At 65.3% G+C, this 23,592-nt stretch carries 17 protein-coding genes and 1 tRNA gene; 10 read left to right on the forward strand and 8 right to left on the reverse strand.

Annotated features, from left to right (window positions below; genetic code table 11):
* Positions 1-43: 43 nt before the first annotated feature.
* A complete protein-coding gene (locus FHU35_RS19295; protein WP_246110475.1) occupies positions 44-457 on the forward strand; it encodes a PaaI family thioesterase in 414 nt (137 codons plus the stop codon).
* A gap of 42 nt (positions 458-499) precedes the next feature.
* Here FHU35_RS19295 and FHU35_RS19300 read toward each other — a convergent pair whose 3' ends face one another.
* Complete coding sequence (locus FHU35_RS19300) at positions 500-1,111, reverse strand: ANTAR domain-containing response regulator (protein ID WP_145741733.1); 612 nt, start codon at positions 1,109-1,111, stop codon at positions 500-502.
* A 119-nt stretch (positions 1,112-1,230) separates the two neighbouring features.
* Positions 1,231-2,535 (reverse strand): amino acid permease, encoded by a 1,305-nt coding sequence (locus FHU35_RS19305; protein ID WP_145742602.1) that lies wholly within the window; start codon positions 2,533-2,535, stop codon positions 1,231-1,233.
* 255 nt (positions 2,536-2,790) lie between these two features.
* Here FHU35_RS19305 and FHU35_RS19310 point away from each other — a divergent pair.
* Positions 2,791-2,863: transfer RNA gene (locus FHU35_RS19310), tRNA-Leu, on the forward strand.
* 375 nt (positions 2,864-3,238) lie between these two features.
* A complete protein-coding gene (locus tag FHU35_RS19315; protein WP_145741735.1) occupies positions 3,239-3,508 on the forward strand; it encodes a hypothetical protein in 270 nt (89 codons plus the stop codon).
* A gap of 234 nt (positions 3,509-3,742) precedes the next feature.
* Here FHU35_RS19315 and FHU35_RS19320 read toward each other — a convergent pair whose 3' ends face one another.
* Positions 3,743-3,952, reverse strand: coding sequence for a hypothetical protein (locus tag FHU35_RS19320; RefSeq protein ID WP_145741737.1), 210 nt, complete (start codon positions 3,950-3,952; stop codon positions 3,743-3,745).
* 1,224 nt (positions 3,953-5,176) lie between these two features.
* Between FHU35_RS19320 and FHU35_RS19330 the strand changes: the two genes are divergently transcribed.
* Together FHU35_RS19330 and FHU35_RS19335 are read left to right on the forward strand one after the other, a co-directional pair.
* Complete coding sequence (locus tag FHU35_RS19330; RefSeq protein ID WP_246110422.1) at positions 5,177-6,214, forward strand: glycoside hydrolase family 10 protein; 1,038 nt, start codon at positions 5,177-5,179, stop codon at positions 6,212-6,214.
* A gap of 96 nt (positions 6,215-6,310) precedes the next feature.
* Positions 6,311-7,378, forward strand: a complete 1,068-nt coding sequence (locus tag FHU35_RS19335) for a glycoside hydrolase family 62 protein (RefSeq protein ID WP_145741741.1) — start codon at positions 6,311-6,313, stop codon at positions 7,376-7,378.
* Between the two features lie 120 nt (positions 7,379-7,498).
* On the opposite strand, the gene FHU35_RS19340 is transcribed toward FHU35_RS19335, so the two are convergent.
* From FHU35_RS19340 to FHU35_RS19360, 5 genes are all read right to left on the reverse strand, one after another.
* Positions 7,499-10,279 (reverse strand): hypothetical protein, encoded by a 2,781-nt coding sequence (locus FHU35_RS19340; RefSeq protein WP_145741743.1) that lies wholly within the window; start codon positions 10,277-10,279, stop codon positions 7,499-7,501.
* Positions 10,280-10,282: 3 nt separating this feature from the next.
* The gene (locus FHU35_RS19345; protein ID WP_186459511.1) at positions 10,283-11,182 is read right to left on the reverse strand and encodes an AAA family ATPase; all 900 of its coding nucleotides are present in this window, start codon (positions 11,180-11,182) and stop codon (positions 10,283-10,285) included.
* 71 nt (positions 11,183-11,253) lie between these two features.
* Positions 11,254-12,597: a DUF4062 domain-containing protein gene (locus FHU35_RS19350; RefSeq protein ID WP_145741746.1), complete on the reverse strand. Its 1,344-nt coding sequence runs from the start codon at positions 12,595-12,597 to the stop codon at positions 11,254-11,256.
* Positions 12,598-13,061: 464 nt separating this feature from the next.
* Positions 13,062-14,294, reverse strand: a complete 1,233-nt coding sequence (locus FHU35_RS19355; protein ID WP_145741749.1) for an MFS transporter — start codon at positions 14,292-14,294, stop codon at positions 13,062-13,064.
* A 5-nt stretch (positions 14,295-14,299) separates the two neighbouring features.
* Positions 14,300-15,640 (reverse strand): preATP grasp domain-containing protein, encoded by a 1,341-nt coding sequence (locus tag FHU35_RS19360; protein WP_145741751.1) that lies wholly within the window; start codon positions 15,638-15,640, stop codon positions 14,300-14,302.
* 280 nt (positions 15,641-15,920) lie between these two features.
* Here FHU35_RS19360 and FHU35_RS19365 point away from each other — a divergent pair, with 280 nt between their 5' ends.
* The 5 genes from FHU35_RS19365 (at position 15,921) to FHU35_RS19385 (ending at position 23,536) form a co-directional block, all read left to right on the forward strand.
* Positions 15,921-17,171, forward strand: coding sequence for an NAD(P)-dependent malic enzyme (locus tag FHU35_RS19365; protein ID WP_145741753.1), 1,251 nt, complete (start codon positions 15,921-15,923; stop codon positions 17,169-17,171).
* Positions 17,168-18,340: a 3-deoxy-7-phosphoheptulonate synthase gene (locus FHU35_RS19370; protein ID WP_145741755.1), complete on the forward strand. Its 1,173-nt coding sequence runs from the start codon at positions 17,168-17,170 to the stop codon at positions 18,338-18,340. Before FHU35_RS19365 ends, FHU35_RS19370 begins: the two co-directional genes overlap by 4 nt.
* A 47-nt stretch (positions 18,341-18,387) precedes the next feature.
* Positions 18,388-19,032 carry an isochorismatase family protein gene (locus FHU35_RS19375; protein WP_145741757.1) on the forward strand — a complete coding sequence of 215 codons (645 nt, stop codon included), beginning with the start codon at positions 18,388-18,390 and terminating at the stop codon, positions 19,030-19,032.
* Between the two features lie 6 nt (positions 19,033-19,038).
* On the forward strand, positions 19,039-20,910 hold the full coding sequence (locus FHU35_RS19380; RefSeq protein ID WP_145741759.1) for an anthranilate synthase family protein: 1,872 nt from the start codon (positions 19,039-19,041) through the stop codon (positions 20,908-20,910).
* A 166-nt stretch (positions 20,911-21,076) separates the two neighbouring features.
* Positions 21,077-23,536 (forward strand): helix-turn-helix transcriptional regulator, encoded by a 2,460-nt coding sequence (locus FHU35_RS19385; protein ID WP_145741761.1) that lies wholly within the window; start codon positions 21,077-21,079, stop codon positions 23,534-23,536.
* The last annotated feature ends 56 nt before the right edge of the window (positions 23,537-23,592 follow it).

The following is a 23,592-nucleotide window of genomic DNA, read 5'->3' on the forward strand; positions in this document are numbered from 1 at the left end:
ACGGGGAGGACCGACGGTGCCCGATTCCACCCATGACGAGGCCGTGACCAGCGAGATCGCTGAGTTGATCAAGACGGTGAACTCCGGCGAGGAACAGCTCAGCGCCCGGATGGGCATCGAGATCGTCGAATACACGCCCGATCGAGTGGTCGCGACCATGCCGGTGGCGGGCAACCGCCAGCCCTATGGCCTGCTGCACGGCGGCGCGAACGCGGTGCTCGCCGAGCAGGTCGCCTCGATCGCTGCCGCGCTGGGCGCGGGCCAGGACCGCATCGCACTGGGCCTGGAGCTGATCTGCACCCACCACCGCCCGGCCACCGAGGGCCTGGTCACCGCGGTGAGCACGCGGCTGCACCAAGGGCGCACGACCGCGACCTACGACGTGGAGATCACCGACGAGCAGGGCCGCCGCACTTGTTCGGCCCGCCTGACCTGTTCGATCCGCGACAAGGCGTGAAAAAAGCGGGGTGCCGGTGGCACCCCGCTCTTCCGTCGTCGATCAGGACAGGTTCTCCAGAACCGCCTGGGCGACCGCCTTCATCGTGGTGCGGCGATCCATCGCCGTTCGCTGCAGCCAGCGGAAGGACTCGGGTTCGGAGAGGTTGTGCTTGCTCATCAGCAGGCCCTTGGCCTTCTCGATGGTCTTGCGCGCCTCAAGCCGCTCGTTGAGGTCGTTGACCTCGGACTCCAGCGCCTGCACCTCGGTGAACCGGGACACCGCCAGCTCGATGGCCGGCACCAGGTCGCGCTTGGCGAAGGGCTTGACCAGGTAGGCCATGGCCCCGGCGTCGCGCGCCCGCTCCACCAGATCGCGCTGGCTGAAGGCGGTCAGGATGACCACCGGCGCGATCCGGTCCCCAGCGATGTTGGAAGCGGCCTCGATGCCGTCCATCTTCGGCATCTTGATGTCCAGGATCACCAGATCGGGTCGGAGTTCCTCGGCGAGCCGAACGGCTTCCTGTCCGTCACCAGCCTCGCCGACGACCTGGTAGCCCTCTTCTCGGAGCATCTCCACCAGGTCAAGCCTGATCAACGCCTCGTCCTCGGCCACGAGTACGCGACGTTCGACGGGCTTGGCCTCGCGTGTGTCCTCGGCAGCCGGCGTCGTCACCGGGATCCTCCAGTAGAACTCGGGTCCGCCGATGCGGTTTGCATCGGAAACCGCAGCTTACCGGTAGTGACTTGACGCCGAGGTTACGAGGCGGCGTGACCATTGCGACATCCCTGGGCTCACGCGTTCGAAGCCTTCCGCCGCACGAACACGAGGTAGATCAGCAGGATCGCGGCGACGCTGATGAGGCTCAGCACGAGCTGCGATCGGATGTCCGGGACGAAGGCCATGGTGACGATCACGGTGGCGATCAGCGCGAGGGTGATCCACGTGAGGTACGGGAACAGCCACATCTTCAGCTTCAACGACTCCGGCGCTTCGAGCTCCAGGCGGCGGCGCATCCGCAGCTGCGAGAGCGCGATCATGCCGTAGATGAACAGCGCCACCGCCCCGGCGCTGTTGATGATGAAGTAGAAGATCGTGTCCGGAGCGACGTAGCTGGCCGCAACGGCGACGTAACCGACCAGTGTGGACAGCACGATCGCCTTCCACGGCACCCCGCGGCCGTTGAGATCCCGCACCCACGAAGGGGCGAACGAGCGCCGCTGCAACGCGAACAGCATCCGGGAAGCCGTGTAGAGGCCGGAGTTGAGCACCGAGATCACCGCGGTGAAGACCACGACGTCGACGACCACTTCGGCCGCCGGGAGCCCGAACCGGGTGAACGCCGCCGCGTACGGGCTTCCCTCGGTGGGAATCTGGTCCCAGGGAGTGATCATCACCAGCAGCGCCACGGATCCCACGTAGAACATCAGCACCCGCCACACCACGGCCTTGGTCGCCTTGGCCACCGAGCGCTCCGGCTCGTCGGACTCAGCGGAGACGATGGTGACGATCTCGGTCCCGAAGTAGGAGAAGATCACGATCACAACGCCGTGCAGCACGGAGAAGCCGCCGTGCGCGAAGAACCCGTCCTTGCCGATGTTGCTCACCGACATCTCGGCGCCGGGCCACAGTCCGAACACGAACAAGGCCCCGCACACCAGGAAGATCACGATCGTGATGACCTTGATGGAGGCCAGCCAGAACTCCGTCTCGCCGAACGAGCGCACGGACACGAGGTTGGTGCCCGTCAGCACCATCATGAGCACCAGCGAGATGACCCACTGCGGCACCATCGGGAGCAACGGGTTGATCAGCTCAGCCCCGGCGACGGCCTCGAAGGCCACCACGCCGACCCAGTAGTACCAGTACAGCCAGCCGAGGGTGAATCCCGCCCACTCCCCCAGCGACGTCCGCGCGTACTCCATGAAGGAGCCCAAAGTGGGTGCCGCGGTGGCCATCTCGCCGAGCATCCGCATGACCAGGACGACGATCAGCCCACCGATCGCGTAGGACACCACGGCCGCCGGCCCCACGGTGGAGATCACCGCACCGCTGCCGATGAACAGGCTCGCCCCGATGATCCCGCCGAGCGCGATCATCTGCAGATGCCGGTTCTTCAGGCTCTGCCGCAACCCCGACGGCGTCGGCTCCACCTGAGTTCTCTCATCGACCAACACGGCCTCCGCGCGTTCGACCCGCCACACACTGCACGACCCCGCGAACCTAAACCCCCGTGATCGCCACCACCAGACCCCAGAGCCAATCCATCCCGAAAAGCTCTGACCAGGAGTAACGCACCGGCCACCCTCCCGGAAGACGCTGATCGGCCGTCCCGTATGCTGACGACAAGACCAGCCCCCGTAGCCCAACGGCAGAGGCAGCGGACTCAAAATCCGTACAGTGTGAGTTCGAATCTCACCGGGGGCACATATCGCATCCTCACAACATTGTTCCGGTCGTGAGCTGGGAAAACGGACGTGAGCTTCAATTGGTGTGCCACTATTGAGTGCGAACGTCTCGCCCCAACCCGTGGCTTCGAAGCACCCTGTTCTCGCGGCTGGACAGCTAGACTTGCACCGTCAAGAATCTCAGCCGGAAGGAGTCGCTGGTGAGCATCGAAACACCCGAGATGGTCACAGTCCCCCGCGCTGAATGGGAGTCGTTGCGCGCCGAGGTCCGGCGACTGCGACGCGAGGTTGGTCAGCAAGAGGCAGTTTCTCGCATCCAGGCCGATCCCGGACCAGGCGATGACGTGCCCACCTTCTCGCGAGACCAACTCGCCGAGGCATGGGGAATCACGGAGTGAGCGACCGCCTTATTCGCTTCCCCGGACGATCATGGGCCGAAATCGAAGCGCTGCCTGAAGCAGTCCGGTGGGCAGCCCAACGCACGATCTTCCACCTACTCGATGAGCCGGTTCCCACCCTTGCCGATCCATTTCCTCAAGGTGACCCGATTCCAGGTGCCTACGAACTTCACCTGTCCTCGAACAACGTGACCATCTGGTACACGGTCACTCCGCACGAGGGGCAGGAAATCATCAGCGTCCAGCACGTCAAGATCGACACCTGACACCGGCACCTCGGGCGCGAAGCCCGAGTGAGCACGAGCCGCTCGCAATAGGACCGCGACTTTCTGGGACATCGTCTTCAACGGGATGAATCGGACATCGTCGGCGGAGCCGCGACCAACGTGATGGTGCACCGCGCCCTGCGGGTCCCCGACCGAATCCAGTGGACCACCCGAATTCGAAAGCCCGCCAGCGCACTATGCGCGATCCTTCATAGTCGCGGGCCAACGGCGTGATCACGGCGGCGAGAACAGGACAGCAACCGAGGCCGCACCGTCGAGGAGCTCATCCGACGGCCGACCTAGTATCGGCTCGGTCTCGGCAATGGCGAGTGTGGAGCCTTTCGTGTCGGAGTCGTAGTGCCGACCGGTGAAACGGAAGCCACCGAACCCCAGGAGCTGGCTATCGATGGGGACCACGTCGCCCGTCCCGTACTCGTCCTCCACTCGTTGCAACCCCGCCACGTCAGACCGCGACCGCATGCTCACTCACATCAAGTACACGACGAGCACGTTGCCCTCGGTATCAGCGACCGGGATCAACCGCTGCTTCAGCCCCTTGCACGGATGCCGCAGGAAGTACCGCTGCACCTCACCAAAAGACTGCACAGCGCAATTGAGATCGCGCCGGTGAGAAATACTGATCACCAAGATCCGTGATCGTGTCGATGTGATCGGCCATCTTGTCCTCGAACACGTCGTCGAAGACTGCGCCGAATTTCTTCTCCTCGTTGGCGACGGCCGCCGCACCTTCTCGTCATCGACAGCCCCCTGGAACGGCCGGGCCACGGGCTCGGTGACCCCTTTCCGGGCCGTGCGAGGGCGGGGTGCCCTCGACGCGGTTTCCCGTGGTGTCGGTGAAGGCGATGACCGGAGCCCCTCTGGGCGGAGCCACCGGAGGCGAGAGGTTCTGCGAACAGCGTCGATCAGCAGCGCGGGTGGGCACGGAGGTCTCCTCTTCGCGGTCGAAGTGGAAGGCACATTACCGAGCAACACGGTCCCGAAATTTTCGGAACTATCTATGACCTTTCAGGATAATAGCGCACGAAACTGATCCTGAGTCAACAGGATTGAACTAGCGACGAGTGCGAACTCGGTCGATCTGCAGAAGAAAGTTTCGGGCGATCCGAGTCGATCACTGCAGTTCCGGCGATGAGAGATCCGAATACGCATCCATGCGACGGAATTCGGGTCATGAGCCGTTGACAACGGGACATGGAGCCGTAACATGCGAAACCAACACGGCCCGAACACTGTCCGACCAGGCGAACGTCCCGTTCAGGACGTCGCTGTGCGCGGTATCCCCTTGTCAGCAGGCTCTTCCTTGCTTCACCGGGATGGTGTTCTCATGTTCTGGCCCAGTCATTCCTACAGCCGCCGGAGAGCTCTGACCGCGCTGCGGATCTTGCCACCGCGGCGATGAACGCCGACTGGCAGTTCTTCATGGGCTACCGGTTCGGCATCTTCAACTACGCCACGAGACAGCTCGAGCCGTAACGAACCGGCGCGACAGGTGCGTTGGCTCCGCGTTCCGCAGACCCGATGTCCGCGCGGTGCTGCGGCACGTCCGGAAACATCTCCGCGCCAGGTGTTTCGCCGCAAGTAGCCGTGTTGGCGGCGTTTTCGCGTTACGAAGAAAGAGATTTCCGTGTGAAACAAGAAGGAGTTCTCGTGAAGAACAGTTCGAGCGTTCGGCCCCGAAGTCGGACGGCGTTGGCGCTGTTGACCTCCGGTGTTCTCGCCGCCAGCGGCGTCGCACTCCTCACCGGTACTGCCCACGCCGCTGAGACGCTGGGTGATTCGGCTGCCCAGAGCGGGCGGTACTTCGGCACCGCGATCGAACCCGGCTATTTCGGCGAGCAGCCCTACGTCAACACGCTGAACCAGGAGTTCAACAGCGTCGTCGCCGAGAACAACATGAAGTGGGAGACCACCGAGCCCGCTCAGGGCCAGTTCGACTTCAGCGGCGGTGACCAGGTCGTCGGCCACGCCGAGAACCAGGGCATGCAGGTGCGCGGTCACACCCTGGTGTGGCACTCGCAGCTGGCGCAGTGGGCCCAACAACTCACCGGGGACGCGCTCAACCAGGCGATGGTCGACCACATCAACGGGGTCGCCGGCCATTACCAGGGCCAGATCGCTTCCTGGGACGTGGTGAACGAGGCGTTCGACGAGGACGGCACCCGCCGCGACGACTCCCACTTCCAGCAGCAGCTCGGGGACGGCTACATCGAAGAGGCGTTTCGCACTGCCGAGGCCGCCGATCCGAACGCCCAGCTCTGCTACAACGACTACAACACCGACGGAATCAACGCGAAGAGCAACGGCGTCTACGACATGGTCGCCGACTTCAAGGCTCGCGGGGTACCGATCGACTGCGTCGGATTCCAGACCCACCTCAGCACCGATACCGACCTGAGCACCTACCAGCAGAACCTCCAACGCTTCGCCGACCTCGGCGTCGACGTGCACATCACCGAGCTCGACGTCGGTGGCTCGGGGACCGCGCAGGCCGATGTGTACCGCGCGGTCACCGAATCCTGCTTGGCAGTGGCGCGGTGCAAGGGCATCACCGTCTGGGGCATCACCGATGCGTACTCCTGGCGCGCTGAGGAAACCCCGCTGCTCTACGACGGGAACTACCAGAAGAAGGAGGCGTACGGCGCGGTGCTCGATGCGCTGAACAGCGCGAGCACGTCCAGCAGGTAGACCTACGATTCTTTCGCACCAACGGTTTTCGGTTTCGGGCCACCGGCGGCGAGTGCTGCCGGTGGCCCTCCAGCCGAATCACGAGGGAGTATTGTCATGCCTGTTCATCGTCACCGCTCGCGCCCCGTCGTCGTGGCGACCGTCGCCGCGCTGGGTTCGGTGCTGCTCGTCGGTCCAGCCTCAGCGGCGCCCGGTGCCGACGCCACGCCGCTGCCCAGCAGTTTCGAGTGGTCCTCCACCGGGCCTGTGATCTCGCCGGCGGAGAACCTCAACTCCGCCTCCGCCAAGGACCCGTCCGTCGTCCAGGATGAGGACGGCACCTGGCACGTCTTCTTCACCAGGGTCGAGAACGGCGACTGGGGTCTGGCCCACACCAGCTTCACCGACTGGTCCCAGGCCCCCACCGCACCGCAGGTCGATCTGGAAACCGCGTCGACCATCGGCACCGGCTACCGCGCGGCACCCCACGCCTTCTACTTCGAACCCACCGGGGAGTGGTACCTCGTCTACCAGACCGGTTTGCCGTCGTACTCGACCACCAGGACCCCCGACGACCCGACCAGCTGGTCGGCGCCCAAGAACTTCATGGACACCGTGCCCCAGGTCGTCCAGGACAACATCGGCGACGGCAACTGGCTGGACTTCTTCGTCAACTGCGACGACGCCAAGTGCTACCTGTTCTCGGCCGACGACAACGGACACGTCTACCGCTCCGAGACCACCTTGGAGAACTTCCCGAACGGTTTCGGCAACACCCAGATCGTCCTGGAGGACACGGCCAACAACCTCTTCGAGGGCGGCGCCGTCTACCGCGTCGGCGACACCAACACCTACCTGCTGATGTGGGAGGCCATCGGCGCCGACAACAACCGCTGGTACCGAGCCTTCACCGCCGAAGGCCTCGACGGTGAGTGGAAACCCCTGGCCGACACCGAGGATAACCCCTTCGCGCGCAGCAACAACGTCACCTTCGACGACGGCAACGCCTGGACCGCGGACATCAGCCACGGGGAACTGGTCCGCAGCACAAACGACCAGACGATGACCATCGATCCCTGCAACCTCCAGCTCGTTTACCAGGGCAAGGACCCGTCCGCCGGCGGTGCCTACGAAGACCTCCCCTACCAGATCGCCAAAGCCACCCAAACCAACTCCGACTGCTGACCCACGCCCGTGGGACGCCCCGTCTGCCGCAGCCTGTTGTTTCGGAGACCTGACGACCTCATGCGGGCGAAGGCAGTTGCGACACGCAGCCTGACAGCGGCCCCGCGCCCGCGGCGGTTCTCAGTCGAAGTGGAACGGCGTCGGGAAGCGGTGGAGCGCTGTTGTGGGGACGTGGTCGGTGACCAGACCCGTGATCAGGTTGAGGAGTGTTAGACCTACGGGGATGGGTGCGATGGCGACGGACAGGGTGTCACCACCAGACAGGGCAAACGAGATCGCCCCTGCCGCCGCCAGCGCCGCGATCGCCAGCGGCCATTTCCACTTCTGCCACCTTGTTTCCCACAGCTCCAACGGGGGGTGCTGTGCGGCCCGGCGCACCTGCCAGTAGAAGGCGCCGAGCACCAGCAGGCCAGGCGGGGCGAAGACGAGCGTCAGGAAAGTGTCATCCGCGATCGTGAACACCACGCCGAGCAATGCCACGGTGCCGCCCGCGAGCAGTGGTATGTAGCGCACGCCGCAGAGGTACGCGGCGGTCACCAGGACAGTCCCGGCGAAGCCCAGGCCGACCAACGTGGGAACTCCGATTTCGTCGCCGCCGAATTCCAGCGGGAAGAAGGCCCAGCGCACGACTGCCCAGCTCGTAGTCAGCACGAGGACGAAACCGGTGGAGAGCGCAAAAGCCCGACGGCATCGCAGATGAAAGGTTTCCCACGGCACCACGGCGTCCCTGAGAGTCGACCGCACTGCGACGATCGTGGTGACCAACGCCGCGAAGCGAATCCCCACAATGACCGGCACAACGACATCCTCGGAATTCAGGTAGAACAGCGTCATTCCGAGGAAGGTTGTCAGGCTGAACATCAGCTCACCGCTGCCCGTGATCACACCACGCCGTCGCCCAGCCATAGGAGAGAACACCAGTGCCACCGTCGCCAGAGGGAAGGCGGTCAAGACAGGGATGACCAGCAAGCCAGCCTCCCATTCGGGACTGTTCAACTCCTTGCCGATCTTCTCCCAGTCACCGCCGTGCTGCCACAGCAGGATCGCGGCGCCGACGCTGGACACCAGTGCTCCGACCAGCAGAAGCGCGTTGGACCACGCCAGGGCCCTGCGCACGCGCAGCGAAGGGGCGTCGCCCGACCGCATTTTCGCTAAGGCGTCGCGTGGCCGATTCCGCAGCGCTGCCAGGAGTTGGGGCGGTGCCGCCACCGCCAGGCGCCGTCGCCGCAGCGACGAACCGTCCAGGTAAACGCGGTCCGCCGCGCCCTCCGGTGTGCCGGTTGAGCCGACGATCCCGCGCCCGGCACCACGCGGTGCTGCCGCAACGGACACACCGCCAGTACCTGGGGCCTCGACGGCCAAGCCGCTGATCAGGATCTCGTTGAGCGCAGTCCGCGCATCCGCCAGCTGGCCGTGCGTCAGTGAGCTGAGGAGTGTCTTGCGGAGCCAGTCCGGCATGTAGGCGTGCCGGAACCACGGCAGCTGCGCCAGCACCTCGATGTCGAGGTGGGTGTTGACCGGTTCGCCGTCGTCGCCCCGCAGGAGTGCCCCGAGCGACACGGTCAGCTCGTAGTTGATCTCCGGGTAGAGCGCGCAGGCACTGAGCCAATACCACCCGTTCGGACCGAGCTCGGTGACTAGCAGTGTGATCGCGGTGGCGACTTCGTCGTCGGCCGGAGCGATCGGCTCGATCCACATCTCGTCACCGGCCTCGAAAATGGCCGGCGGGGTCCTCCAGGAGGTCGTCACGGCACTCGATTGCCAGACGGGGTCGAGAGCTCGGATATCGGGCAGGACCCGGTACACCGCGTGATCCGGATCAGCATCAGGTGCGATCTGCGTGGTTTCCGCCCAGCTGCTGAACCTGCTCAGCCACGGGCGTCCCGCACCGGTGAACGGGTCGCGCAACGCACGATCTGCGGCGAACAGCAGGATTCGTTCGCGGTGGTCGATCGGCTGCAGCATCTCCAGCTGCCGCGTACCCCGCTGAGGATCGATGACCAGTCCTGAACCTGGATGAAAGCCCACCCGGCGTATCGCCACCCCGCACGCACCGATCTGGTCGACGGTTCTGGCGCGATGCGCTGCGAGCACGTCGTGCGGACTCCGTTGCTCGATGACCGCCAGGTACTCCGGCGAACGCTGGTACTGGACGAAGCGAGGAGCGAAGCGCCTGCCGGCCCGGATCGAGGCATCGATCGTGCGCGGCAGGTCCAGCGTGCGGCCCTGTTCCGGAGACCTGGCACGCAGTGCCCGCGCCGTCCGGGCGCACTCGGCCGGATCGAGCGGGTTGTGGACGTCCCAGCGGAGATCCAGATCGTATCCCGATGTGGGCGGCCCGGAACGACGTCGGAGACGCTTGTGGTGCGCGAACCACACGGCCACCGCGACACACGCGACCGTCACGACCGCCAGGGCCATCCAGGGCCAGGCCGCCGACAAGAAGTCCCGCTCCAGTGGTTGACGGTCCTGTCCGCTGGGCCCGGGAACGCTCTCGGTCGCTCTGTTGGCCAGATAGGTGATGACCGCGCCCACGGCGAACACCACCAGCAGGACACCAGCGAAGGGGACGGACCAGGACCAGCGCCTGCGCCGTCCGGGCGCTGCGGCTGGGATGGGACGCGCCCCCGTCGCCGCGCTCTGCCGGAAGGCGTCATCGAAGACCGCGAGCTCGCTGTCCTCTCCGCAGAAGATCGGCCGAAGATGGCGCAGCAGCTCGTCGTCGGTCGGCGGACGCCCCAGCCGCGCGACCAGTAAGGCGGTGACGTCCTGGGCTCGCCCGATCTCCCGCAAGGAGATGCGCCAGCCGTGCGCGCGCAACCGGGCAACCACGCCCCAGAGCAGGGTTTCGATCTCAAGGCCGCGCGAGGTCTCCTGCCGGGAAACCGATTCCGAGTCCACCGCTCAGCCGTCTCGTCGCGACAACCACGTGGTGAGCAGATCCTCGGCCCGCCGCAGATCGGAGGTCGTCTTGACCAGAACCCCGATCGTCGCGCGCACGCTCGTGGTGGTCAACCGTTGCCGCGCGGTGTCGTGCTGACCCAGCACGACCAGCCAGTTGAGGAACTCCGCCAAACCAGGCCGTCGCGACAACCCGGTGCTGTCGGCACGCAGCTCCGCGAAGAACGACACGGCCTCGTCCAGCAACGCGTCGAGTTCGCGCACGTGCGCACCGAGGTGGTTGAGCGCGATGCGACGCACCGTCTCATCGTCGGGGAACGTGATGTGGTGGAACACGCAACGGCGCAGGAACGGCTCGGGCAGATCGCGCTCGGAGTTGCTGGTGATGACCACGATCGGCCGGTGAGCGTTGTCAGCGCGAATGACGGTGTTGCCGATCTCGGGCACCCGGAAGTAGAGATGTTCCAGCTCGTTGAGCACGTCGTTGGGAAAGTCGCGTGGCGCCTTGTCGATCTCATCGATGAGCACGACCGACCGCCGCGGGGTCGGCTCGATCCCGTCAACCGAGTACGCGGCCTGCTCTTCGGCAGGAAGCGTCGCGAGAATGGCAGCACCGAGTGCGTTCCAGCTGATGTGGCGGAGGGGATCGCTCGGTTCACCTCGGGACGACGACTCGAAGTGCCGCAGCGAGTCGTAGCGGTAGAACAGCGATTCGGAGGTCGAGTCGGACTTCGTCTCGAACTTGCGCAGTGTCAAACCCAGCGACCAGGCCAGATTGCTCGCGAGCTGGGTCTTGCCGCATCCGGGCTCACCGGTCAGCAGCAACGGCTGTCCCAGGGCCAGTGCGACGTTGACCGCTTCCTTGACGCCATCGGCCGGGACGTACGATTCAGGATCTCCCAAGGTGACCGATGCGGGAGACGGAATCAACTGCGCCCCATCGCCTCCGCGTCGCGCGGTGTAAATTCCCAGTGTCATACCGAATCCCTCACCGAAGTCGATTTCCGTAGCAGGTCGGTCAACTCCGTTGCCAACTGCTCCATCGGTATCCCGCGCTTCTTCGCGGATCGCTCGTACTTCTGAAACAACTGCCGGATCACCGGAACCGGGTCGCGACCACCGAGACGACTGCGCACCTCGACCTGGTCGGCCCAGACGATGGCCTCCATCTGCTCGACATTGGTCAACTCCGGCAGCATCACGACCTCACGCCCTGCGGCCTCGCCGACCGCGCCCTCGAACGCCCGGCCGAAACGGTTCTGAGACGCGGGTCCGCGGGACAGGAGGCCGCGCCAGCCGGGTGTCTCGGCGTATTGCACCGAGATGACCGGCAGCACTCGCAGTTGCCGGTAGCGCGGCCATCGAGCGAAGTAGTCGATGATCTGGGTGACTTGCCGAACTTGCGGTCGACCATGACGCATCACCGCCTCGACCGGGAACCAGAGCATCGTGATCGACCCGAAATTGTGCAACTGGCGGCACACGGTGCCGATGTCGGAGGTCGGATTCAGGTAGCAGCTGCTGGCGATCCTTCGCGTGATGACCTCCGGGCTCTCGAACTCCGCTCCTCGCAGGGAGATCCCGAACTTGCGCGGCGATTCGACCCCGAGATACTGCGTCAGGAGCCGCTCTTGCAGGAAATCAACGAACTTGCCCTGGGCCTGCTTCGCGCCACCGTGCATCACGACCACCGACGGTGAGCGCTGGAGGCTGCCGCGCTCGACAGCCGCGGCGAGGGCGTCCTTCTGCGCGTCTCGATCGAGCGTGTAGGGCAGCAGCTCGGGCACCTTGGGCCCGACCGCACCGTAGAGGTGGTGCAGCGACCGTCGCACGCCGGTTGCGAGCTCATCAAGCGTGGAGAAGCGAACTACGGTGTGGTCCCGCACCTGGAGGCTGCGGAGCCTGTTCACCTTGTGCTGCGCCTGGTCGATATCGCTGACTTGCCGCTTCACGTCCTCTTTGAGGTGAAACAGCAGAATCTGCTTGCGCTGACGAACCGCTTCCTCGTATTCGAGGTGCGTGAAGCTCTTATCGTGTCCAGGCGGGCGCGAGCCGTACCGGAAGGCGACGATGCCGACGTAGACATCGCAGGACCGGACGTCCTGCAGACACCGGCTGATGGCCCGCTGGGTGTCCGCACCGTAGAACTCCATCGCTACCGGCTCACACCCGCCGGCGCGCACAGCCTCGATCGCCGCCCACCTTTCCGGCCCCAAGTCCGTTGCTGCCGACGAGATGTACACCCGTTTGCCGCGCTTGGCTCGACGCTGAGACACAGCCGGTCCGGCGATCTGTCGCGTGTCCGCCGCTGAATGCATTCCCCGTACCTATCACGATCTCGCCGCTCGACGGGCCGGAAGAAGACCAAATGCGCCCATCCGTATCAGGACGCCCGAGGCTGTCGCCGTCGAGCGCAGACATGAATCCCCATGCGCAATTCGGTGTGAAGCCACGGCGCTGTCCGAGCAATGCGAGAGAGGCCTCAGGCGATGCCGCCTGAGCACTGTTCTCGTCTTCGATTCAACGCGCTTGCCGGCGTGTTCACCCCAGCGAGAACGCCTTGCCGATCACAATCCATAAGGTGTGAGTTCGAATCTCATCGGAAAACCCGATCTGAGCTCGACGTTCTGGGCTTCCACGTCGCTCGCGCAGCCAAGACCACGGAACTCGATCCGCATGCCCGGACCACCGCGGACGACAACCGGCGGCGACCGGGAGGGGGCCGCTGTCCGCACAGCCGCCCCCTGCCTCACCGCGTGCTTCCTCGGCAGACTCCGGCACGTCACCGGTCGGCGCCGGACTCCGGCCCCTGCGGCTGCTTCGACGCACCGGACTCCGGTGCGCGGAGGGAGCGACGTTCGGCCACAGCGCAGATCGCGGTGATCACCAAGGTCACGGCGACACCACCGATGACCGCCGTGGCAGGGGTCGCCACTTGCAGTGCGACCGCCGAGAGCGTCGCCGTCAAGCTGTACCCGGCACCCTGCACGGCGTACATCATCGAGTACGCCGCTGCGTGAGCCTGCTCCGGCAACTGCTGTCGCAGGCTCAGGTTCCTGGTGACCATGACACCGGCCTGGAAGACACCGGCCAGCATCAACCCGACCGCGATACCCGCCACTCCGGGCAGCAGGACGATCAATGTCACGCAGCAGGCTGTGGCCGTGAGGAAGACCAGGCTCTGGGCCTCGACCGCCCCCGGCCACCTGCGCAGCCCGTAGCAGAAGGCGCCGAACGCGCTGGCCAGAGCGAACGCCGCCAGCAGCGGCCCTGACCAGCCCACCGCGATCGCCCGGTCTTCCAGCAGGGCGGGCAGGACGAGTTCCGCCGTGGCCAGCATCGCCATCGCTGCGGCACTGGTGAGATACACGGGCCACCCCGCCATCACCGCCCTGCTCATGGATGTCGGCGCGCGGGTCGCGGTGCTCTGCGTTGCCGGCTCGTGCAAGCGCAGCAGCAGGCCCCCTGCGAGCAACGCGAGCAACGCGCACAACACCAGCGGCGCGCCCGGGTGCACCTGCAGGGCGAGCAGCACGACGAGAGCCGGTGCCACGGCCCACGTGATCTGCGTGAGCATCGCCTCGGCGCTCAGCGCCCGGGCCACGTCGCGATCGCCCACCAGGCGCGTGAGCAGTGACCGGATACCACCGGGGCACGCCGCCGGCCCTGCACCGGCCAGGAACGCCGTTGCGATCACCCAGCCGGGCGAACCGGTTGCGAGCAGCGGAAGCGCCCCGAAAGCCACGGCTCCGCAGAGCAACCCGATCACCAGCTGCGGCCGCATCCGCCCCCGACCGAGACGGCTTCCGAGCAGGGGCGCACCGACCACTTCGCCCAGCACGTACGCCGAGGCCAAGGTCGCTCCCAATGCATACCCGCCAGGGGTCGCTCTGCTGAAGAACACCAGGGCGAGCGGAGCCATGGCCACGGGCGCCTTGCTGGCCAGCGCGATCAACCCCCACAACAGCAGTTCCGGCGTCATGAGGTCTCGATAGCGCGGCTTGACGTTGGACATCGTTCTCAGGCTCCACTCTGACGTGCGGCGAACAACTCGGCGACAGCGGCTTCCATCCGCTCAACCTGCTCGCTGTCCCGGGCGACGACGCAGTACTCCCCGAACCCGCCGACGGAACTGTCGTCGGTGACCGTGATGAGAACGCCCGTTCGCGAGGATGGGTCGTACGCGAGCCCATGGGACCTCAGCGCGTCCAGCGCGTCGGCGAACGCCGGGAACACGCAGCGTCGAAGCTCGACCAGTACCCGCTCCTCGAAGTAGTCACTTCCGACGATGCGCTCACCGATCCGGTGGATGTGCGTGGAACCACCGGTCCGGCAGTTGAACTCGTTGATCAGAATGGACTGGTCCGCCGTCACGATCGCGTCAACACTCACGGTCCCGCGATAACCCATCGCGTGGATGGCCGCGCCCAGCCGGTACACGGTGTCCAGGAACCCGTCGAACTCAGCCGTACCGCTGGAGGGCGACGGGACGATCAGGCCGTTGAGAACGGGCTTCATCCGCATTTCCCCGTGGCCGGTGAATTCCACACCGTGGTCCTCGATCCTGATCTCGGCGTAGATCGGTGCCGAGTCGGGTAGGTAGTGCTCGATGACCACCTGGTTGCGCCCGCCATCAGTCAGCCATTCCCAACGGTCCGCAAGGTACTTCGACAGTTCCTCCCTGGTCTCCACCACAACGGCGCGCTGCGCGCCGATCGGGTTCACGCCGGAAATCGGACTCACGATCTCGTTGCCATATCCGGCTACGTGGAAGTCCTGCTTGAGGATGGCCGGATGCCCACGATCGAGGAGAGCGTTCCACAAGAACTGCTCGGCGTCCTCCTGCGACGAGACGACGGTTCCTGCCGGGACGGCGGCATCGACACCGCCGGCCAGCGACCGGAACGTGGACTTGCTGTTGAGCAGCTTTCCACCGCCTTGGTCGAGGAACCCGAAACCGGGCGTGACCGCACCTAGGCCGAGCGCCTTGGTCAGTTCCGCGACCGATCCGTCGAAGTGGAACGGCAGCACCCGATCAACTCCCCCGGTGGTCGCAGCGCGCAGCTCGGCGAGGAATCGCTCGTCGTTCAACCTGTCGCGGGAGAGCACACCTTCACCGGCTCGTCCCACCGGCGGCACGATCACGTGCACCGAATCGCGGTCGATTCCCAAACTTTCCGCGACATAGCGCAAGAACTCCTCGTCCGCAGGCATCGGCAGCACCAGGACGTCACCCTCCTGCAGACACCAGGCCATGCGCATCGCCTGGTTGCCAACGTACCGCCGATAGTCCGGATCCAGCAGTTCGAGGTCGCCGACCATCTCCTCGGTTCGCTGATTGCTGATGATCACGGTCGCCATGCTCATCCCCTTCGATCGTCTGTGTTCGCCGTCCCGGACCGCACAGCGAACCGGAGCGGGGAGTTGCTCCACCGTCTCACCCTGAATACGAATCCATCCACTACTCGAATGAGTACTAATGCGAACCCGGGACTATTCGATCGAGTAGCGGCCAGAACCCGGATGCACCTCTTACTCGAACGGGGATTGGTCGTCGAGCCATGAACTGCGCGATCGAGTAGTGGACCACCACGCACACCGGCCACTAGATTTCAATTCCGTGCCAACCGGAAGGAATTCCATGACATTCGCCAATACCGCGACCGAGATCCAGGAAAGCGAGATATTCAGCGCCCACAAGGGCGGAAAAATCTGCATCGAAACGACTGCCGAACTCAACGATCCGCATTCTCTGGCCGTCGCCTACACACCCGGAGTCGCCGCGGTCAGCCAGGCGATCGCCGCGCAGCCGGCTCTGGCCGAGCGCTACACCTGGGCGAGCCGCCTCGTCGCAGTGGTCACCGATGGCACCGCCGTGCTGGGGCTCGGTGATGTCGGGCCGGCAGCGGCTCTTCCCGTGATGGAGGGAAAAGCTGTCTTGCTGAAGCGACTCGGCGGGGTCGACGCGATCCCGCTGGTGCTCGATACCACGGACAACGACGAGATCATCGAGACGCTGGTCCGGCTGCGTCCGTCGTACGGCGCGGTAAGCCTGGAGGACGTGGCAGCGCCCCGCTGTTTCGAGCTTGAGCGACGGCTCGTCGAGGCGCTGGATTGCCCCGTGATGCACGACGACCAGCACGGCACGGCCATCGCCGTTCTCGCCGCCCTTCGCGGAGCGTGTGCGGTGGTCGAGCGCCCACTGCAGGACCGGCGCGTGGTGGTATCAGGCGCCGGAGCAGCGGGGCTCGCCTGCGCGCGGATACTGCTGGCTGCAGGTGTTTCCGATGTGACCGTGCTCGACTCCCGGGGAATCATCAATCGAGGGCGCCCCGACATGAACACCGCCAAAACCGAGGTCGCCGAACGCACCAATCCGCGATCGTTGAGCGGTGGACTCGCCGAGGCGATCCGAGGCGCGGACGTCTTCGTGGGGCTATCGAGCTCACAGGTGCCCGAGCACCTGATCGCTGCGATGGCGCCCGACGGCATCGTGCTCGCCCTCTCCAATCCCCATCCGGAGATTGCCCCGCATGTCGCAGCCAGACACGTCGCAGTGGTCGGCACCGGCGGAAGCGACTTCCCGAACCAGGTCATCAACATGCTGGCCTCTCCCGGGATGTACCGAGGCGCGCTCGATGCCGGGGCCCGGCGCATCACCGAACACATGAAGCTCGCCGCCGCCCAAGCGATCGCCGAAGTCGCAGCCGGCGACCTGAGTGCGGATCGCATCGTCCCCCATTCACTCGACTCCAGGGTCATGCCCGCTGTGGCCAACGCTGTGGCACGCGCCGCCATCGAGGACTCCACCCGCTCGCTCGTTTCACGATCAGCAGCGTTTTCCAAGGCAGAACAACGCTACGACCACACGACATCGGAGCACGAAGGATGACTTCCGTTCAGCAATTCGCAACCGACCTCGTCACCGGAACCGCGCTGCACCAACCCACTTGGGATGACCCGCAGGCCTTGGCACTGGTCAAGGCCCGCCTGCAGGCCGCAGAGCCCCTCGTCTCCCCGATCGACGTGGCTCGACTCCGTGAGCAGCTGGCGTCGGCCGCCGCGGGCGAGGTCACTGTGATCCAGGCCGGGGACTGCGCGGAAGACTGGTCGGAGACCACGCCGGGACACATCGCCCGCAAAAAAGAGCTCCTCGACGCCATCGCCGACACCATGGAGCGGGAAACCGGTCGGCCAGTGCTGCGCGTGGGGCGAATCGCCGGTCAGTACGCCAAACCCCGCTCCACCGACGTCGAAACAGTGGCAGGCGTGGAGCTTCCCGTCTTCCGCGGGCACATGGTCAACTCGCCGAAACCGGATGCGAAGCTCCGAACCCCTGATCCCTGGCGCATGCTCACCGGGTATCGAGCGGCATACGACACCACGCGACTCCTCGGCTGGGGTACCGACACCAGCCGCACGTCAGGTACGTGGACGAGCCACGAGATGCTGCTGCTGGATTACGAACTCGCCATGGTTCGACAGCAAACGGACGGCGGCCACCTCCTCACCTCGACACACTGGCCCTGGATCGGCGACCGCACCCGCCAGGTCGCAGGCGCGCACGTGGACCTCCTTTCCGCGCTGACCAATCCGGTCGCTTGCAAGGTCGGTCCCACGATGACCACCGGAGAACTGCTCGCGTTGTGCGAGCGCCTCGACCCGCGGAGAAAACCCGGACGCTTGACGCTGATCTCGCGCATGGGGGCAGAGGCCGTTCTGGACCGGCTTCCGGTGCTCGTCTCCGCCGTCCGAGCGGCCGGACACCCGGTGGTATGGCTGTGCGACCCGATGCACGGCAACACGGTGCGCAGGACCGACGGGTCGAAGACTCGGCTCGTGGAGACGGTCGTACGAGAGGTTCAGCGATTCCAGAACGCGGTGGACTCGGGTAACGGCGTGCCCGGCGGTCTCCACCTGGAGACCACGCCCGAGGACGTCACCGAGTGCGTCGACGCCGAGCACCACCTCGACCAGCCCTGGACCAGCTACACGTCGTTCTGCGATCCGCGCCTCAACCCACGCCAAGCTCTCACCGTCGCTGCCGCCTGGCGCGGTTGAGAGCACGCTCGACTCCCTTCCCTCCGCGACACATCAGGAGAACGACCATGCCCATTCCCGACATCGACGCGTACCCCATGCCGGAGAACGGCGATTTCCCGGAACCCGTTCCCGGCTGGACCCCGGATCCGAAACGAGCGCTGCTTCTCGTTCACGATATGCAGCGCTACTTCCTTCGTCCGTTCGATCCTGACCGCGCACCCGGACGCGAGTTAATACGCCACACGTCCCTGCTGCGCGACTCCTGCGCCGATCTCGGCGTTCCAGTTGCCTACACCGCCCAGCCGGGCGGAATGACCGAACAGCAGCGCGGCCTCCTCAAGGATTTCTGGGGTCCTGGAATGCAAGTGCTCGCAGAAGATCGCGAAGTGATCGACGAGCTGAAGCCGGCAGGCGACGACTGGGTGTTCACCAAATGGCGCTACAGCGCCTTTTTCCACTCCGATCTCCTCGCGAAGATGCGTGAGCACGGTCGTGACCAGATCATCGTCTGCGGGGTGTACGCGCACGTCGGCGTGCTGATGACGGCGGTGGAAGCGTTCACGAACGACATCGAGACCTTCGTCGTCGCCGATGCAGTCGCCGACTTCTCCGAATCACGCCACCGCATGGCGCTCGACTACGCGGCCGAACGCTGCGCCGTGGTGAAAACCACCAAGACGATGTTGTCCGATCTCAAGGGCAAGGGGTGAACTCACATGACCGATCTGCTGGCGAATCTGCTCAACGGCCGAGCACCCGCGTACGCACTGCTGCACCGTCCGGAGACCACCGGCGACAACCTCGATGTGTTGGTCGGCTCGATCTCGACCGTGGAGGCGATCGACTCGATCCCGCTGCCTGATGCGGGCGATGCGCCCCAGCACCAGGACGTGCTGGCAGTCATACCCTTCCAGCAAATCAGAGAGCGCGGGTACGCCGCGACCGACGATCACGAGCCCTTGATCACGATGCGGATCGAGAAGCAGAGCACGGTCGAGCTCTCCGAAGTCGTGCGACGCCTGCCCAACACCGGGGCCACCCTGGAGAACAGTCATTTCGACGTGACGGACGAAGAGTACGCCGCGATCGTCGAAGATGTCGTGGAGACAGAGATCGGCCGAGGCGAAGGGGCGAACTTCGTCATCAGACGCTCCTTCGTCGCGGACATCACCGATTACTCGCCGCGTGACGCCTTGTCATTCTACCGGCGACTGCTCGAACAGGAGAGTGGCGCGTACTGGACGTTCCTGATCCATACCGGGGAACGCACGTTCGTCGGCGCCAGCCCTGAGCGTCACATCAGCGTGCGCGGCGGAACCGCCGTGATGAACCCGATCAGCGGGACGTACCGGTACCCGAATTCGGGGCCGGCGCTGCCCGAGGTCATGGAGTTCCTCGCGGACCAGAAGGAGTCCGACGAGCTCTGCATGGTCGTGGACGAAGAGCTGAAGATGATGGCGCAGTCCTGCGAGCAGGACATCAGAGTCGTCGGCCCCTTCCTCAAGGAGATGACCCGGCTCGCCCACACCGAGTACTTCATCGAAGGACGAACGTCCAAGGACGTTCGTGACATCCTGCGCGACACCATGTTCGCCCCGACGGTCACTGGGAGCCCGCTGGAGAACGCGTGCAAGGTGATTCAGCGCCACGAACCCGAAGGCCGCGGTTACTACAGCGGGGTCATCGCCCTGTTCGGACGGGATGAGCACGGCGACCGCACTCTCGACTCGGCGATCACGATCCGGACCGCGGACATCGACTCGGTCGGCCGAGTGCGAATCGGTGTCGGTGCCACGCTGGTACGTCACTCCGACCCGGCTTCCGAAGTGGCGGAGACCCGGGCGAAGGCCGCCGGGCTGCTCGCAGCCCTCACCAACGACGGTCCGCGCCGTTTCGCCAACCACCCCCAGGTTCGGGAAGCACTGGAAAGGCGCAACGAATCCATCGCCGGTTTTTGGTTGCGCGCGGACGACGGCGACCCTGCCAACATCTCGCACCTCGCCGGCCGCACCGTCCTGGTCATCGATGCCGAGGACACCTTCACGTCGATGATCGGCCACCAGCTTCGTTCCATGGGCCTCAACGTCACGGTGAGCAGGTTCGACGAGCCGCATGAGATCGCGGAACACGATCTCGTCGTCATGGGACCGGGGCCGGGCGATCCGAGGCGAGCCGAACACGCCAAGATCGCGCAGCTCCGCGCGACGATGGTGCGGCTCCTCGAAGAGCGGCGGCCGTTCCTGGCCATCTGCCTGAGCCACCAGATCCTCAGCGACCTGCTCGATCTCCCCTTGGTGCAACGTGAGACGCCGAACCAGGGCGTGCAGTCTCGGATCGACCTCTTCGGCCGGCCGGAGCGCGTCGGCTTCTACAACACCTTTGCTGCCCTGGCGCAGTCAACCGAGTTCCACCACCCCCTCGTCGGCTCGGTGGAGTGCAGCCGCGATTCCTCCACCGGCGAGGTGCACGGCCTTCGCGGACCCGGCTTCGCCTCCGTCCAGTTCCACCCCGAATCCGTCCTGACCAGTGCGGGACCGCGCATCCTCGGCACGCTGATGACGGAGGCGCTGAGCATCGGCGTCGCATAGGCAGCGGCGGTCACGGGCCGGCATCGGCGAACCTGCCGATGCCGGCCCGTGACCTGACTCACCCGACCGCGGAGCACAGCTTTGCTCAACACTCGCCAATCCGTTCACCACACCAGGCATAATTCCTCTGCGGAGCCGCCAGTTCACGGACCGTGAGGGGAGTCGCATGTCTATCGGCGGACTACGGGGACGCGAGCACGAGCTACACCGGCTCGCAACCTATTTCGACGATGTAAGACAGCGGGAATCTCCCCCGATTCTCGTGGTCGAAGGAGTGACCGGCATCGGCAAGAGCCGATTGCTACTCGAAGCAGTGAACTTGGCAAAGCAACACAATCTCACCGTTCGCCGGTCCGTCGCAGAATTCTGGGAATCCAGTACTCCAGGCGCTCCACAGCACGCTCCGCCATTCAGCCATCGCTCTCTGCTCGTGCTCGACGACGAACCCACCGAGCCCGGGATCGAAATCCGAACACTGCGTCAAGTTCTGAAGAATGCCGAGTTCACACCACCACCGGGGGTTCTGCTCGCGCAGAACGGCGCCGCACAGGACCCGATAGGCGACCGGATTTCCGACGAGCTCGGCGTTTCGCAGGATCGCCTGCAGCTCGCGCCGCTGCGTGGCGATGCCGCTCGTGCAGTGGTCCAGGACCTCATCGGCGTTCCCGCACAACAGGGCCTCCTCGACGCGGTGAGCTGCGCAGGCGGCAATCCGCGGCTCATCGTGGAACTGGTCGAAGGCCTGATGGAAGAGGAGCGGGTCGGAGCCGCAGGAGACCTCCTGCGGACCACTCCTCGCCGGCTTCCCCGTCGGGTACGTACCGCGGTCAACCTCCACTTGGCGCGACTCTCGGACGAATCCGTCCAGCTGTTGCGCGTGGGAACGATCCTGGGACGCTCGTTTCAACTGTCTCAGGCCGCAGCCATGCTCCAGAGGAGCGTCGCCGCACTACTCCCCCCGTTGAACGAGACCGTGACCAGCGGACTTCTCGCCTTCACCGACGAAGGACTGACCTTCGAGCAACCACTGGTGTGGCGTGCGGTCTACGAGTCGATCCCGGAGACCGTGCGTGCCGCACTGCACCTGGACGCACGCCACATCACGAGCGGTTCCTCCGCTCCCACCGACGACCTGGTGACGCTGGGGCGCGAGGAGATAACCCGACGGCGATGGCCGTCCAAGACCGACGAGACCAGCGGAGCCCTTCGCACACTCCTCGCCACGGGATATGTCGAATCAGCTGTGCTGCTGGTGCGCACGGCACTGAACGGAGACATGCCGGAGCACGAGAAGCCGCTCCTGTCCCGGCTGGCCGCGGACATCATCATGGCGACTCGACACTCCCCGGCAGCTCTCTCCGAAGACGGCGCCATCAAATCCACCCCGGACATGCTCGCCCAGGCTCAGGCACAACTCGACGAACCGGAACCCGCGAACGCCGGGGAGGCGAATCCCGACACTCAGCGTGCCGCCGCACTCGCCGTGTCCAGCCTCGACTGGGCAGCGGGCTACGCCAAGGAATCCACCCGCTGGGGACGTGCCGCAGTGGACGTGGCCGTGACACCCGAGATGACGCCCACTCGCCCCTACCCGCACTTGGTCCTCGCCCACAAGATGATCGTGCTGGACGACCTGCACGAAGCAAGCAAGCTGGTGCAGCAAGCCCGCGAAGATCTGACCGCACACGACGCGGCAATCTTCACGCCCGTCATCAATCTCATCGAGGCCTACTCGTTGATCAGGAGCGGCGACTTCGAAGCCGCTGACCAACAGGCGCGGGCTGGGCTCGAAAGCGCGGAGCACATCGGGCTGTCTGCCTACATCAGCTGGGCTGAAGCAGTCCTGGCGCTGGTGGCGCTGCGATGCCGAGATCACCAGGAGGCCGCGAGGCACCTGGGACGATGCCGGGAGCTGGACGGGATGGTGCACACCTCCTCGTTCTTCTACACCGTGCGCAGGCAGTGGCTGGACCTGCTCCTGCACGAGCTTCGCAACGAGATCCGCGAGGCCGAAGGTCTCCTCGCCACTTCCCACTCGCATCTGCCGGCCATGCGTCCCTTGCTGCTCGAAGAACCGGGGGCCGCAGCCTGGTTCGTCCGATTCTCCCGCACGGCTGACAACCCCGAGTTGGCCGACAGGACGTTGCGTGCCGTCGAGCAGCTCGCCGTGGACAACCCCGGGATCACTGCGGTGTCCCTCGCCGCTTCGCACGCACGCAGCTTGTTCGAGTGCGACCCCGAAGGCTTGGCACAGGCGGCCGCAGAACACCAAGACCACTGGGCACGGGCCTGCGCGACCCATGACCTTGAGACACTGCTCAAGGAGCGGCAGGTTGATTCACGTGAGTTCGTGCGGACGCGTGGCATCATCACCGTCCGTGACAGCGTGGGGAGCATGAGGGCGGTTGATCCCGAGATCAGACCAGACGCGCACGAGATCCATGACGTCCTCGGGCCAGCGGAGCGGACCATTGCCGAATTCGTGTCCCAGGGCCTGACCAATCGTCAAGTAGCGCAAAGAGTCCACTTGTCGCCGCACACCGTCAACTACCACCTGCGACGCATCTTCCGAAAGCTGGGCGTGCGCTCACGAACCGAACTCGCGCGGTACTTCCACACCCGGTGACAGGGACCTACTCCCCACATGCCGGGTGAAGTGGGGACAACCACGGGCGCGTATTC

It is taken from the genome of Saccharopolyspora dendranthemae (assembly GCF_007829955.1).
In the GTDB taxonomy this organism is placed as follows: Bacteria; Actinomycetota; Actinomycetes; order Mycobacteriales; family Pseudonocardiaceae; genus Saccharopolyspora; species Saccharopolyspora dendranthemae.

Coding starts and splice junctions, on each gene's coding strand:
- FHU35_RS19305 (WP_145742602.1), bottom strand. CDS start 2,535: ATGATCGCGCTCGGCGGGATCATCGGGGCGAGCCTGTTCATCGGCAGC.
- FHU35_RS19335 (WP_145741741.1), top strand. CDS start 6,311: ATGCCTGTTCATCGTCACCGCTCGCGCCCCGTCGTCGTGGCGACCGTC.
- FHU35_RS19350 (WP_145741746.1), bottom strand. CDS start 12,597: ATGCATTCAGCGGCGGACACGCGACAGATCGCCGGACCGGCTGTGTCT.
- FHU35_RS19355 (WP_145741749.1), bottom strand. CDS start 14,294: ATGTCCAACGTCAAGCCGCGCTATCGAGACCTCATGACGCCGGAACTG.
- FHU35_RS19360 (WP_145741751.1), bottom strand. CDS start 15,640: ATGGCGACCGTGATCATCAGCAATCAGCGAACCGAGGAGATGGTCGGC.
- FHU35_RS19365 (WP_145741753.1), top strand. CDS start 15,921: ATGACATTCGCCAATACCGCGACCGAGATCCAGGAAAGCGAGATATTC.
- FHU35_RS19370 (WP_145741755.1), top strand. CDS start 17,168: ATGACTTCCGTTCAGCAATTCGCAACCGACCTCGTCACCGGAACCGCG.
- FHU35_RS19375 (WP_145741757.1), top strand. CDS start 18,388: ATGCCCATTCCCGACATCGACGCGTACCCCATGCCGGAGAACGGCGAT.
- FHU35_RS19380 (WP_145741759.1), top strand. CDS start 19,039: ATGACCGATCTGCTGGCGAATCTGCTCAACGGCCGAGCACCCGCGTAC.
- FHU35_RS19385 (WP_145741761.1), top strand. CDS start 21,077: ATGTCTATCGGCGGACTACGGGGACGCGAGCACGAGCTACACCGGCTC.